This window comes from Pseudomonas sp. KT_2_4, from assembly GCF_041410225.1.
GTDB classification, from domain to species: Bacteria; Pseudomonadota; Gammaproteobacteria; order Pseudomonadales; family Pseudomonadaceae; genus Aquipseudomonas; species Aquipseudomonas paracarnis.
Window position 1 is genome coordinate 2,473,484 of record NZ_CP166962.1, and the last position, 12,828, is coordinate 2,486,311.

Below are 12,828 nucleotides of genomic sequence, written 5' to 3' on the forward strand. Positions count from 1 at the left end.
GGCATCACCTCCTTGCATCTGAGAGACCGAGGCGTCTGCATCGCAGGCAAGCCAGCTCCCACATGGGTTGCACGGTGAGAGTCAGAACGGGTCAGTCTTCGAGTTGGCGGCGTTCGTTTTCGATGGCCTCGGCCAGCGCCCGGGCTTCGTCTTCTTCGTCACTCAGGGGCGGCTGTTCGAGGGCGGCGACGGCGGCCAGGAGCTTTTCCCGGGCCTGGGCCACGCCAAGCACATCGTCTTGGGCTTCGACCTCAGGCTCGGATTCAACGTTCACCTGGGTTTCTGGCTCCGCCGCACCATCACGCAGCAAATCGTCGAAGTCGGTCTTGATCCCCTGCTCCATGTCGTCCAGCTCCAGCAACAACGTATGGAAACTGGTTTCGTCCTTGGGCTCCTCCGGCTCGGCGCTGGCATCGGCCAGTTCCTGCAGGCTTTGCGGCACCGGCGCGTCGTCGAAATCGAGCACTGGCTCGGCCTCCATTTCGCGCAGTTCGGCCAGCGGCGGCAGGTCGTCGAGGTTCTTCAGGTTGAAATGATCGAGGAACACCTTGGTGGTGGCGAACATCGCCGGTTTGCCGGGCACGTCACGGTAGCCAACGATGCGAATCCACTCGCGCTCCAGCAGGGTCTTGACGATATGGCTGTTGACCGCCACACCACGCACGTCTTCGATCTCGCCCCGAGTGATGGGCTGGCGATAGGCGATCAGCGCCATGGTCTCCAGCATCGCCCTCGAGTAGCGCTGCGGGCGCTCTTCCCACAAACGCCCGACCCACGGTGAAAACTTCTCACGGATCTGCAGGCGATAACCCGACGCCACTTCGCGCAACTCAAAGGCACGGCCCTCACAGGACTTGCGCAGGATCTCCAAGGCTTTCTTGAACACCGGCGGCTCCGGGCGTTCGGCTTCTTCAAAGAGTTCGAACAGGCGCTCCAAAGATTGCGGTTTGCCCGAGGCCAGGAGAAAGGCCTCCAGCAAAGGGGCCAGTTCGCGGGGTTCAGTCAGATTCATCGATTCAGCTCGTTATTCGGCTCGCGCCCGCACGTGGATAGCCGCAAAAGGCTCATTCTGCACCAGCTCGACCAAGGATTCCTTGACCAGCTCAAGGATCGCCATAAAGGTCACCACCACGCCCAGGCGCCCTTCCTCGGCGGTGAACAACTCGACAAAGGGCACAAAACCACCGCCCTTGAGACGTTCCAGCACATCGCTCATGCGCTCGCGGGTGGACAGCGCTTCACGGCTGACCTGGTGGCTCTCGAACATATCGCCACGGCGCAGTACTTCGGCCATGGACATCAGCAATTCTTCCAGACTCACGTCCGGCAGCAACTTGCGCGCGCGCGCCTCGGGAGCGTCGAGCTTGGGCACCACCACATCACGGCCCACACGGCTCAGACCGTCGATGCCTTCGGCGGCAGCCTTGAAGCGTTCGTACTCCTGCAGGCGGCGGATCAGCTCGGCGCGCGGGTCATCCTCTTCGGCTTCTACCGTCTCCGAGCGCGGCAACAGCATGCGCGACTTGATCTCGGCGAGCATGGCGGCCATCACCAGGTACTCGGCGGCCAATTCCAGGCGCACCGACTGCATCAGTTCGACATAGCCCATGTACTGGCGGGTGATTTCTGCCACCGGAATATCGAGGATGTTGATGTTCTGCTTGCGGATCAGGTAAAGCAGCAAGTCCAGGGGGCCTTCGAAGGCTTCAAGGAACACCTCCAGGGCGTCCGGCGGGATGTACAGGTCCAGGGGCATTTCCATGACCGCCTGGCCATACACCATGGCAAACGGCAGTTCTTGCTGGGCGCCAGCCTGGGGATCAGCGGCTTCCACGGCTGACATTCAGGCCTCGACCATGAACGGAGCCGGGTCGCCACAACCCACACGCACCACTTCTGGTTCGCCATCGGCCAGGTTGATCACCGTGGAGGCCTTGTTGCCGCCGTAGCCGCCGTCGATGATCAGGTCGACGTGCTTTTCCAGCAAACGGCGCATTTCGTAAGGGTCGTACAACGGCTCGGTTTCGCCGGGCAGGATCAACGACACGCTCATCAGCGGTTCGCCCAACTCGGCCAGCAGCGCCAGGGCAATCGGGTGTTCCGGCACGCGCAGGCCGATGGTGCGTTTTTTCGGGTGCAATAACAGGCGCGGCACTTCGCGAGTGGCGTTGAGAATGAACGTGTAAGGCCCCGGCGTGTGGGCCTTGAGCAGGCGGAAGGTACCGGTGTCGACCTTGGCGAACAGGCCGAGCTGGGACAAGTCGCTGCAGATCAGCGCAAAGTTGTGCTTGTCGTCCAGCTGGCGCAAGCGTCTTACCCGCTCGACCGCGCCCTTGTCGCCGATCTGGCAGCCAATGGCGTAGGACGAATCAGTCGGGTAGATCACCACGCCACCGGCGCGGATGATCTCTACGGCCTGCTTGATCAGGCGCGCCTGAGGGTTTTCCGGATGAATCTGGAAGAATTGACTCACGTGCTCTACCTGTTCAGACGGTGGCAATAATGGGGTCATGCTTGAATCGCCCCCACAACAGCGGCAGATCTTCCGGGACCTGACGATACTCGCCAATCTCGGACCAGCCGCCTGGGCCATGAAAATCACTGCCGGCACTGACCAGCAGACCAAATTCGCGGGCAAGGATCGCCAGGCTGCCGACCTGTTCTGCCGGTTGATGCCCGTTGACCACCTCGATGGCGTGGCCACCCGCACCAATATAGTCGCTGATCAGCTTGCGGCGCTTGCTGCGGGTGAAATCGTAATGCCAGGGATGCGCCAGGCTGACCCAGGCCCCGGAGGCCCGCAGGGTCTGGACGGTGTCTTCCAGGGTCGGCCAATGCAGCTTCACATCGCCCAACTTGCCGGCGCCCAGCCATTTGCGAAAGGCCTCGGCGCGATCCTTGACATAGCCTTCGCGCACCATCCAGTCGGCAAAATGCGGACGGGCCGGTGCGTTGCCGCTGTCGCCCAGCTCTTGCTGGATGGCGCGGGCGCCGTCGAGGGCGCCAGGCATACCTTTAAGGCTCAGTTTGCGGCTTATTTCTTCGGACCGCAGCCAGCGGCCATCGTGCAATTGGGCAATCGCCGCCACCAAGGGCGGGGCCTTTTGATCAAAACCGTAGCCCAGCACATGGATGGTGGCGCCGCCCCAGGTGCAGGACAATTCCACGCCGTTGACCAGCTGCATGCCCAGGGAATGCGCGGCCTGGCGGGCTTCATCGAGGCCTTCGAGGGTGTCGTGGTCGGTCAATGCCAAAACTCGCACGCCTTTTTCAAACGCACGCGCAACCAATACCGCGGGCGCCAGGGCGCCGTCGGAGGCCGTGCTGTGGCAGTGCAAATCAACATTCACGGGAGTGTGTAACCTCAAGTCAGCTGGCGCTATCGCAACCAAGGATGTTTGTTATTATGCCGTCACATCCAGCTTCTGGCTCTTACTGTGAAACAATTCATCGACTTCATCCCGCTGTTGCTGTTTTTCATCGTTACCAAACTCGACCCCAGGGTCATCGAAATCGCCGGCCACGAGCTATCGTTCGGAGGCATCTACAGTGCCACTGCCGTACTGATCATCAGCTCCATCGTAGTGTACGGCGCCATCTTCATCTCCCAGCGCAAGTTGGAAAAAAGCCAATGGCTGACCCTTATCGCCTGCCTGGTATTCGGTGGCCTGACCCTGGCCTTCCACAGCGAAACCTTCCTTAAATGGAAAGCCCCGGTGGTGAACTGGCTGTTCGCCCTGGTGTTCATCGGCAGCCACTTCATTGGTGACCGCCTGCTGATCAAGCGAATCATGGGCCATGCGCTGACCTTGCCGGAGCCGGTGTGGGTGCGCCTGAACGTGGCCTGGATCGTGTTTTTCCTGTTCTGCGGTGCCGCCAACCTGTTCGTGGCCTTCACGTTCCAGGACTACTGGGTCGACTTCAAAGTGTTCGGCAGCCTGGGCATGACCGTATTGTTCCTGATCGGCCAGGGCATCTACCTGTCGCGCCACCTGCATGACACCGCGTCTACCACGCCGAAAACCGAGGACTGACATGCTCTACGCCATCATTGCCACCGATATTGCCAACTCCCTGGAAAAACGCTTGAGCGTACGCCCGGCCCACGTCGAGCGCCTTAAACAGCTGCAAGCCGAAGGCCGCATCGTACTGGCCGGCCCGCACCCGGCGGTCGACAGCAATGACCCGGGCGACGCCGGCTTCACCGGCAGCCTGATCGTGGCCGAGTTTGCCTCCCTGGCCGACGCCGAGGCCTGGGCCAAGGCAGACCCTTACGTTGCAGCTGGCGTTTATGCCGATGTGGTGATCAAGCCGTTCAAGCAAGTCCTGCCTTGAACCCGGATGCGTCGAACCTAATCGTTTCGGCGCACTCCTAATGGCTCACGGCGTCACCGGTGGGGTCGTCGCCGTCGACAATGGCTAAATCGAGTGAGTCATGAGCGAGCTGTTACTGATAGATGATGACCAGGAGCTCTGTGAGCTGCTGACCAGTTGGTTGAGCCAGGAAGGCTTCCAGGTGCGCGCCTGCCACAACGGCCTGAGCGCCCGCAAAGCCTTGGCCGAAGCCGCCCCGGCGGCGGTGGTGCTCGATGTGATGCTGCCCGACGGCAGCGGCCTGGAGTTGCTCAAGCAACTGCGCAACGACCACCCGGAGTTGCCGGTGCTGATGCTCTCGGCGCGGGGCGAGCCTCTGGACCGCATCCTCGGCCTGGAACTGGGCGCCGACGACTACCTGGCCAAACCTTGCGATCCGCGCGAACTGACGGCGCGCCTGCGCGCCGTGTTACGACGCAGCCACCCGGCCGCGGTATCGACCCAGCTGGAACTGGGCGACTTGTGCTTCAGCCCGGTGCGCGGGGTGGTCAGCATTGATGAGCAGGAATTCACCCTGACCGTCTCCGAAAGCCGCCTGCTTGAAGCCTTGCTGCGTCAACCCGGCGAGCCCCTGGACAAACAGGAACTGGCGCAGATCGCCCTGGGCCGCAAGTTGACCCTCTACGATCGCAGCCTGGACATGCACGTCAGCAACCTGCGCAAGAAGATCGGCCCACACCCGGATGGCCGGCCACGGATCGTGGCGTTGCGTAGCCGTGGTTACTACTACAGCCTCTAAACATCACGCTTAACCCTGTGGGAGCTGGCTTGCCTGCGATAGCGGTGTGTCAGTCCACCGTTATGCTAACTGGCCCACCGCTATCGCAGGCAAGCCAGCTCCCACCATTGATTTCATCACCTTCAAGGGTTTTGTCAGCTCCTGTCAAACCTGTCTTTACCGAAGCTTTACCCTCCCCTGACCGCCGCTGACCTTGCGCTGCGTAACCTACTCACATCCGGACTCACCGGAATAGAGACAGGAGAATCACCATGCGCAAGACCCTTATCGCTTTGATGCTCGCCGCTGCACTGCCTACCGTCGCCATGGCCATGCCTGAAGGCCCGGGCCCGATGGGCGGCCACGAAGGCCACATGATGGGTGGCCCAGGCCACGGTGAACACGGTCCGCGTGGTAAAGGTGGCCCGTTCAGCCAGTTGGACTTGAGCAAGGAACAGCGTGAGCAGATCCGCAAGCTGATGGGTGAGCAATGGCACGCTCGCAAAGACCTGACCCAAAAGTACCTGGACAAACTGCCGGCCGCTGACCAGAAGGCGATGCAGGACGAAATCGCCGCCGGCAAGCAGAAAACCCAGGCCGATATCCGCGCCGTGCTCAAGCCCGACCAACAGAAGAAGTACGACGAGATCGTCAAGAAGCAAGCCGAGCGCCGCGCCGAATGGAAAGAGTTCCAGGCCTGGAAAGCCCAGCAAGCGCAAAAAGCGCAATAATGGCCTAGCTTCACCCCAGCCCAGTGGTTCGCGCCGCTGGGCTTTTCCTGTTTGAGGGTTTCCTGTGCGTTCATTGTTCTGGCGTATCCTGGCGAGTTTCTGGCTGGCCATCGCCCTGGTAGGCGGGTTGTCGATTTTGCTTGGGCATATGCTCAACCAGGACGCCTGGATTCTGAGCCGCCACCCTGGCCTCAACAACCTGGCCCAAGAGTGGACGCAACTCTATGAAGCCCAGGGCGAAGACGCCGCCCAGGACTTGCTGCAACAGCGCAAACGCCAGTACCACATTGATGTGCAAGTGCTGAACGAGAGTGGCGAGCCGGTGGTGCGGGGCACCTTCCCGCGCCGCGCCGCCGCCTTCGAAGCCCGGCAGAACGACAGCCAGGACGGCCACCTGCCGTGGCGACGCCTGACCGCCGAGTACACCAGCGACAAAACCGGCGACACCTACCTGCTGATCTACCGCATTCCCCACCCGGAGCTGGAAGCCTGGCACCGCAGCAGCCTGCTGTGGCCGCTCAGTGCCCTGGCGATTACCCTGGTGGTGCTGACCCTGTTCAGCCTTCTGGTGACGTTGTCCATTACTCGCCCGCTCAGTCGTTTGCGCGGCGCGGTGCATGATCTGGGGCAAACCACCTATCAACAAAACAGCCTGGCGCAACTGGCCAACCGGCGCGACGAATTCGGTGTCTTGGCTAACGACTTCAACCGCATGGGCGCGCGCCTGCAAAGCCTGATCGGCAGCCAGCGCCAGTTGCTGCGCGACGTCTCCCACGAACTGCGCTCGCCGTTGGCGCGCTTGCGTATCGCCCTGGCCCTGGCCGAACGCGCCAGCCCCGAAGAGCGGGAAAAACTCTGGCCGCGCCTGACCCGCGAATGCGATCGCCTGGAAGCCTTGATCAGCGAGATCCTGGTGTTGGCACGGGTCGACGCCGACAACGCCAGCGCCGAAGACATCGACCTCACCCCGTTGCTTAAAACCCTGCAAAAGGACGCCCAACTCAGTGCCCCCGAGCAAGTGGTGCAACTGACGACTGCCAATGATTTGCAGCTTAAAGGCTGGCCGACCATGATCGAACGCGCCGTGGACAACCTGCTGCGCAATGCCCAGCGCTTCAACCCGGTGGGCGAATCGATTGAATTGCAGGCCCAGCATCAAGGCGGGCGCATTCTGATCAGCGTACGCGACCACGGCCCCGGCGTTGAAGCCGAGCACCTGAGCCAATTGGGCGAGCCGTTCTATCGGGCGCCGGGCCAGACCGCCCAAGGTCATGGCCTGGGCCTGGCCATCGCCCGTCGCGCCGCCGAGCGCCATGGCGGCAACCTGATCCTGGCCAACCATCCCGATGGCGGCTTTATCGCCAGCATCGAACTGCCCTTGATCCCTGGGGTTGCCACACCAGTGGGATGATCTTCTATAGTGGCCCTTCTCTTACGGAGGGCCTTTGATGACTGACCTGCTGACTCCCATCCAAGCCGCACTCGCGTTACCGCACGCCCCACTGCCCCAGACCCAGGCCGGTGCCTTGCCCTCGACCTTTGCCGTGACTGACCTGGCGGCCGCCAGCATCGGCGCCGCGGGCCAGGCTATCGCCCAGTTGATTGAGCAACAAACCGGGCGTCTGCCCAGCGTCAGCGTGGATCGGCGCCTGGCCTCGTTGTGGTTCTCTTCGTCGATTCGCCCCGTGGGGTGGCAAGTGCCGCCTTTGTGGGACCCGGTAGCGGGTGATTACGCCAGCGTCGATGGCTGGATCCGCCTGCACACCAACGCGCCCCATCATCGTGCGGCGGCCGAGCGGGTATTGGGGCCTGCCGCTGATCGCGCCGCCATGGCGAGTAGAGTCGCGACCTGGAAAGCCGCCGAACTGGAACAGGCGGTTGTCGATGCGGGCGGTTGTGCCGCGCAAATGCGTAGCTGGCAAGCCTGGCAGCAGCATCCCCAAGGCTTGGCGGTAAACGCCGAAGCGTTGATCCAGCGCCAGGTCTTCGAACCCGGCATCGACAAACCCTGGCTAGGCTCAGCCGCTCGCCCACTGGCCGGCATCAAGGTGCTGGATTTGACCCGGGTGCTGGCCGGCCCGGTGGCCAGTCGTTTCCTCGCAGGCTTAGGCGCCGACGTACTGCGCATCGACTCGCCCACCTGGAACGAACCTGGCGTCGTCCCGGAAATGACCCTGGGTAAACGCTGCGCCCGCCTTGATCTAAAGCGCCACGACGACCGGCAGGTGTTTGAAACGTTGCTCAAGGACGCCGACATTCTGTTCCACGGTTACCGCGCCGATGCCCTGGAGCAACTGGGTTATACCCTTGGCGAACGTCAGCACATCGCCCCCGGCCTAATCGACGTCAGCCTCAACGCCTACGGCTGGAGCGGCCCATGGCGTAATCGGCGTGGCTTTGACAGCCTGGTGCAGATGAGCAGCGGGATTGCCGAGGCCGGCATGGCCTGGAAACAGACGGATAAACCGCTGCCGCTACCGGTGCAGGCGCTGGATCACGCCACCGGCTATTTGATGGCCGCCAGCGCGATCCGGGCTTTGGCCGAGCGCCTGGACTCCGGACGCGGCGGTTCGGCGCGCTTGTCGTTGGCGCGCACGGCGAAGTTGCTGGTGGCCGCCGGGCAAGTGTCACAGCAAGCGGCATTGCGTGAGGAAGACATCAATGACCAGGGCCTGGTCGTGGAGCAGACAGCCTGTGGCCAGGCCCACCGGCTACTGGCGCCGCTGAGCATCAGTGGCACGCCGTTGCAGTGGGATTTGCCGGCGGTGGAGTTAGGGTCACACCGACCTCAGTGGTGACCTGGGCACCGCTATCGCAGGCAAGCCAGCTCCCACAGGATCAGTGTGGGAGCCGGGCTTGCCCGCGATGGGGCCATCACCGTCGCTATCAATCCCCGCGGTTCAACGACGTCCACAAATGCTGCGCCGCATACGCCCTCAACGGCCGCCACGCCTCGGCCCGCGCCAATAACTGCCGCGCCGACACCGGCCCACCTTCCAAGGCTGCCAAAGCATTGATCAGCCCGATATCCCCCGACGCAAATGCATCCACCTCGCGCAACTGGCGCATGGCGATGTACTGCGCGGTCCACTCTCCAATCCCCGGCAACGCAACCAGCCGTGCAACGCCGTCCTGGAGGCTGGCCTTGGGTTCGAAAAGCTGAGGATCATCCAACAGCGCCTGGGCCACACCGGACAACGTACGACCCCGCGCCTTGGGCATGCCCAGGGTGGCCAGGTCTGCCGCCGCCAGCACTTCTGGTGTCGGGAACAGGTGGGTGATACCGGCGTGCGGGGATGCCAGCGCCAGGCCATACTGAGCCACCAGCTTGCTCGCCAGGCGAATCGCCGCCACCACGGTTATCTGCTGGCCCAGCACTGCACGAATCGCCAGTTCCAACCCGTCCCAGGTGCCTGGCAACCGCAGGCCAGGGCGGGCCGCAGCCAGTTGCGCCATCAGGGGATCTTGCGACAATTGCGCGTTGATCACCTCAGGCACCGCATCCAGATCAAACATCCTGCGCAAGCGCCGCTCGATCTCAGGCATCGCTGCAGGCTCGGGAAAGTCGACCGTCACCTCCAGCCAATCCCCCACGCCCGGTTCGACGCTGACCCAGCCATGTCGGCCCGCCACACTGATACTGCGCCGATATACGCCGGCGACCACGGTTTCCAACCCGGTAATCGCCCGCGCCGATAGGAACCCCAGCATCGCCGCCCAGTCGTAGGGCGGTTGATACGCCAATCTCACAGTGACAATACCCCGCTATACAGCCCATACGCGGCTAACCCGGCGCCCGCGATCACGCCGCTGAAAATGCCTTTTTCCACGGCGGTAAACAAGGGTAGGCCCTGCTCGCGCTTGGCCAGGGCAAACAGGATCACACCCGGGGCGTACAGCAACGCCGACAGCAGCAAATACTTCAAGCCCCCCGCATACAGCAGCCAAATCGCGTAGCCGAGGGCAACCAGCCCCACCAGCAGATCTTTCATGCGCCGGCGCTGCCAGCCTGCATAGGTTTCGCCGCGCGCGCTCAACAGCACCGCATAGGCCGCCGACCACAAATAAGGCACCAGGATCATTGAGGAAGCCAGATAGATCAGGGTGGTGTAGGTGCTGGCGGAAAACAGCGTGATCACCAGGAATGCCTGGATCATCACGTTGGTCAGCCATAAGGCATTGACCGGCACCTGATTGGCGTTTTCCTTCTTCAGGAACGCCGGCATGGTCTTGTCCTGGGCGGTGGCATAGAGGATTTCCGCGCACAGCAGCGCCCAGGAGAGCAACGCGCCGAGCAGCGAAACCGCCAGGCCGATACTGATCAATACCGCGCCCCAAGGCCCGACGATATGCTCCAACACACCGGCCAGGGACGGGTTCTGCAATTGCGCCAGCTCCGGCTGGCTCATGATGCCCAGGGACAACACATTCACCAGCACCAGCAAGGCCAGCACGCCCACGAAACCAATCACCGTGGCGCGCCCCACGTCCGAGCGTTTCTGCGCCCGCGCCGAATACACACTGGCGCCTTCGATCCCGATAAATACAAACACCGTGACCAGCATCATGTGGCGCACCTGCTCGACCACGCTGCCCATCTGCGGGTTACCCATTCCCCAGATATCGCGGGTGAAAATATCCGCCTTGAATGCAACGGCGGCGATCACGATAAACATCAGCAGCGGCACGATCTTCGCCACCGTCGTCACCTGATTGATGAACGCTGCCTCTTTGATCCCGCGCATCACCAGAAAATGTACGGCCCACAGCAACAGCGACGCGCAGCCGATGGCAAGCGGCGTATTGCCCTGGCCGAACGCCGGAAAAAAGTAGCCGAGGGTGCTGAATAGCAAGACGAAATAACCGACATTGCCCATCCACGCACTGATCCAGTAACCCCAGGCGGATGAAAAGCCCATGTAGTCGCCAAAACCCGCCTTGGCGTAGGCATACACCCCGGAGTCCAGTTCGGGCTTACGGTTCGCCAACGTCTGGAACACAAAGGCCAGGGTCAGCATGCCGATGGCGGTGATCGCCCAGCCGATCAATATGGCGCCCACTTCGGCACGGGCGGCCATGTTCTGCGGCAATGAAAAGATGCCGCCGCCAATCATCGAGCCCACCACCAGGGCGATCAGGGCACTGAGCCGGAGTTTCTGGGCGGGTTGGGTCATGCAGCTTCCTCGAAATAAACGGTTGGGCGACAACTGCGCACACAAGTAATTCAGATTAATGACGTTGTCATAACATAAGGATATGTAAAGGTAGGAAGTTTAGGCTTATTTAGAATTTAAATACGTCAATTATGAAGCGATAGTCAAACAACGTACAAAAAATTTGCACATTCGCAAATACGAACTAGCGTCAACACCCATGCCCTCGACCAAATGATTAACCACAAAGCAAAGAGCGCTCTATCAAGCGCCTTTGCGGGACTTGTTCGTCCGCAAAAACCTCACCCTAAGTCGTTAATTCACAATGGAATGTGCCAATGAAGTGATCTGAGTCAGCTGTTTGATTAGCGCACGGAATTATTCTGTGGTCTCTCTTCTCCTGCATTGGAGTCATGCAATGTCTGAAACTCCCGGAAAACTTCGACTAGGCGCCCTGGTCGCACTTGTCGTAGGCTCGATGATTGGCGGCGGTATCTTTTCATTGCCACAAAACATGGCCGCCAGCGCCGATGTCGGTGCGGTGTTGATCGGCTGGGTGATTACCGCCATCGGCATGTTGACCCTCGCCTTCGTGTTCCAGACCCTCGCCAACCGCAAGCCTGACCTCGACGGCGGGGTCTACGCCTACGCCAAGGCCGGTTTCGGCGACTACATGGGCTTTTCATCCGCCTGGGGCTACTGGATCAGCGCCTGGCTGGGCAACGTCGGCTACTTCGTGTTGCTGTTCAGCACCTTGGGCTATTTCTTCCCGGTCTTTGGCGAGGGCAATACCCCGACGGCGGTGATCGCTGCGTCAGTGCTGTTATGGGCCGTGCATTTCCTGGTGCTGCGCGGGATCAAGGAAGCGGCGTTCATCAACCTGGTGACCACCGTCGCCAAGGTGGTGCCGCTGCTGCTGTTCGTGCTCATCGCCCTGTTCGCGTTCAAGCTGGACATCTTCACCGCTGACATCTGGGGCGTGAAAAACCCGGACCTGGGCAGTGTGATGAACCAGGTGCGCAACATGATGCTGGTCACCGTGTGGGTGTTTATCGGCATCGAAGGCGCGAGCATCTTCTCGTCCCGTGCCGAGAAACGCAGTGACGTGGGCAAGGCCACCGTGATCGGCTTTATCACTGTGCTGCTGTTCCTGATGCTGGTGAACGTGCTGTCCCTGGGGATCATGACCCAGCCGGAACTGGCCAAACTGCAAAACCCGTCGATGGCCGCCGTGCTGGAGCATGTGGTGGGCCACTGGGGCGCGGTGCTGATCAGCGTGGGCTTGATCATCTCCCTGCTCGGCGCGCTGCTGTCCTGGGTGCTGCTGTGTGCGGAGATCATGTTCGCCGCCGCCAAGGACCACACCATGCCGGAGTTCCTGCGCAAGGAAAACGCCAACCATGTGCCGGTCAACGCCCTGTGGCTGACCAACGCAATGGTGCAGATATTCCTGGTGATCACGCTGTTTTCCGCCAGCACCTACCTGTCACTGATCTACCTCGCCACCTCGATGATCCTGGTGCCTTACCTGTGGTCGGCGGCCTACGCCCTGCTGCTGGCGGTGCGCGGCGAGACCTACGAGAACGCCCTCAAAGAGCGCAGAAAGGACCTGTTCATCGGCGCTATCGCCCTGATCTATGCGATCTGGCTGCTCTACGCCGGCGGCACCAAGTACCTGCTGCTCTCCGCCCTGCTCTATGCCCCTGGCGCGATCCTGTTCGCCAAAGCCAAGCGTGAACTGGGCAAACCGATTTTCACCCCCGTCGAGAAGCTGATTTTCGCCGCAGTGGTCATTGGCGCCCTGGTGGCGGCCTATGGGCTCTACGACGGCTTCCTGACCCTGTAATTGTTG

At 61.6% G+C, this 12,828-nt stretch carries 13 protein-coding genes; 7 read left to right on the forward strand and 6 right to left on the reverse strand.

What is annotated here, in order from left to right; all coding sequences use genetic code 11:
• Window positions 1-91 precede the first annotated feature (91 nt).
• The 4 genes from scpB to AB9N64_RS11450 all read right to left on the reverse strand — a co-directional run bounded on the left by scpB (window position 92) and on the right by AB9N64_RS11450 (window position 3,350).
• On the reverse strand, window positions 92-1,012 hold the full coding sequence (gene scpB / locus AB9N64_RS11435; RefSeq protein ID WP_014719683.1) for an SMC-Scp complex subunit ScpB: 921 nt from the start codon (window positions 1,010-1,012) through the stop codon (window positions 92-94).
• Window positions 1,013-1,024: 12 nt separating this feature from the next.
• Window positions 1,025-1,723, reverse strand: a complete 699-nt coding sequence (locus AB9N64_RS11440) for a ScpA family protein (protein ID WP_164365898.1) — start codon at window positions 1,721-1,723, stop codon at window positions 1,025-1,027.
• Window positions 1,724-1,843: 120 nt separating this feature from the next.
• The gene (locus AB9N64_RS11445; protein ID WP_003193796.1) at window positions 1,844-2,473 is read right to left on the reverse strand and encodes an L-threonylcarbamoyladenylate synthase; all 630 of its coding nucleotides are present in this window, start codon (window positions 2,471-2,473) and stop codon (window positions 1,844-1,846) included.
• Between the two features lie 13 nt (window positions 2,474-2,486).
• Entirely contained in the window at window positions 2,487-3,350 is an 864-nt protein-coding gene (locus tag AB9N64_RS11450; protein ID WP_003193798.1) for a PHP domain-containing protein, read from the reverse strand.
• A gap of 87 nt (window positions 3,351-3,437) precedes the next feature.
• Here AB9N64_RS11450 and AB9N64_RS11455 point away from each other — a divergent pair, with 87 nt between their 5' ends.
• The 6 genes from AB9N64_RS11455 (at window position 3,438) to AB9N64_RS11480 (ending at window position 8,621) form a co-directional block, all read left to right on the forward strand.
• The gene (locus AB9N64_RS11455) at window positions 3,438-4,034 is read left to right on the forward strand and encodes a septation protein A (RefSeq protein ID WP_014719685.1); all 597 of its coding nucleotides are present in this window, start codon (window positions 3,438-3,440) and stop codon (window positions 4,032-4,034) included.
• Between the two features lies 1 nt (window position 4,035).
• Window positions 4,036-4,335, forward strand: a complete 300-nt coding sequence (locus AB9N64_RS11460) for a YciI family protein (RefSeq protein WP_014719686.1) — start codon at window positions 4,036-4,038, stop codon at window positions 4,333-4,335.
• A 100-nt stretch (window positions 4,336-4,435) separates the two neighbouring features.
• On the forward strand, window positions 4,436-5,113 hold the full coding sequence (locus AB9N64_RS11465) for a response regulator transcription factor (protein ID WP_014719687.1): 678 nt from the start codon (window positions 4,436-4,438) through the stop codon (window positions 5,111-5,113).
• A gap of 251 nt (window positions 5,114-5,364) precedes the next feature.
• Window positions 5,365-5,823 carry an LTXXQ domain protein gene (locus AB9N64_RS11470; RefSeq protein WP_014719688.1) on the forward strand — a complete coding sequence of 153 codons (459 nt, stop codon included), beginning with the start codon at window positions 5,365-5,367 and terminating at the stop codon, window positions 5,821-5,823.
• Between the two features lie 64 nt (window positions 5,824-5,887).
• A complete protein-coding gene (locus AB9N64_RS11475; protein ID WP_122301454.1) occupies window positions 5,888-7,234 on the forward strand; it encodes a HAMP domain-containing sensor histidine kinase in 1,347 nt (448 codons plus the stop codon).
• A gap of 37 nt (window positions 7,235-7,271) precedes the next feature.
• Window positions 7,272-8,621, forward strand: coding sequence for a CoA transferase (locus AB9N64_RS11480; RefSeq protein WP_371360264.1), 1,350 nt, complete (start codon window positions 7,272-7,274; stop codon window positions 8,619-8,621).
• 88 nt (window positions 8,622-8,709) lie between these two features.
• On the opposite strand, the gene AB9N64_RS11485 is transcribed toward AB9N64_RS11480, so the two are convergent.
• Together AB9N64_RS11485 and arcD (AB9N64_RS11490) are read right to left on the reverse strand one after the other, a co-directional pair.
• Window positions 8,710-9,573: a DNA-3-methyladenine glycosylase gene (locus AB9N64_RS11485; RefSeq protein ID WP_032902759.1), complete on the reverse strand. Its 864-nt coding sequence runs from the start codon at window positions 9,571-9,573 to the stop codon at window positions 8,710-8,712.
• Window positions 9,570-10,997: an arginine-ornithine antiporter gene (arcD, locus tag AB9N64_RS11490; protein ID WP_019819391.1), complete on the reverse strand. Its 1,428-nt coding sequence runs from the start codon at window positions 10,995-10,997 to the stop codon at window positions 9,570-9,572. Before arcD (AB9N64_RS11490) ends, AB9N64_RS11485 begins: the two co-directional genes overlap by 4 nt.
• A 397-nt stretch (window positions 10,998-11,394) precedes the next feature.
• Between arcD (AB9N64_RS11490) and arcD (AB9N64_RS11495) the strand changes: the two genes are divergently transcribed.
• Window positions 11,395-12,822: an arginine-ornithine antiporter gene (arcD, locus tag AB9N64_RS11495; RefSeq protein WP_014719693.1), complete on the forward strand. Its 1,428-nt coding sequence runs from the start codon at window positions 11,395-11,397 to the stop codon at window positions 12,820-12,822.
• The last annotated feature ends 6 nt before the right edge of the window (window positions 12,823-12,828 follow it).

Coding starts and splice junctions, on each gene's coding strand:
- scpB (WP_014719683.1), bottom strand. CDS start 1,012: ATGAATCTGACTGAACCCCGCGAACTGGCCCCTTTGCTGGAGGCCTTT.
- AB9N64_RS11460 (WP_014719686.1), top strand. CDS start 4,036: ATGCTCTACGCCATCATTGCCACCGATATTGCCAACTCCCTGGAAAAA.
- AB9N64_RS11465 (WP_014719687.1), top strand. CDS start 4,436: ATGAGCGAGCTGTTACTGATAGATGATGACCAGGAGCTCTGTGAGCTG.
- AB9N64_RS11470 (WP_014719688.1), top strand. CDS start 5,365: ATGCGCAAGACCCTTATCGCTTTGATGCTCGCCGCTGCACTGCCTACC.
- AB9N64_RS11480 (WP_371360264.1), top strand. CDS start 7,272: ATGACTGACCTGCTGACTCCCATCCAAGCCGCACTCGCGTTACCGCAC.
- arcD (WP_019819391.1), bottom strand. CDS start 10,997: ATGACCCAACCCGCCCAGAAACTCCGGCTCAGTGCCCTGATCGCCCTG.
- arcD (WP_014719693.1), top strand. CDS start 11,395: ATGTCTGAAACTCCCGGAAAACTTCGACTAGGCGCCCTGGTCGCACTT.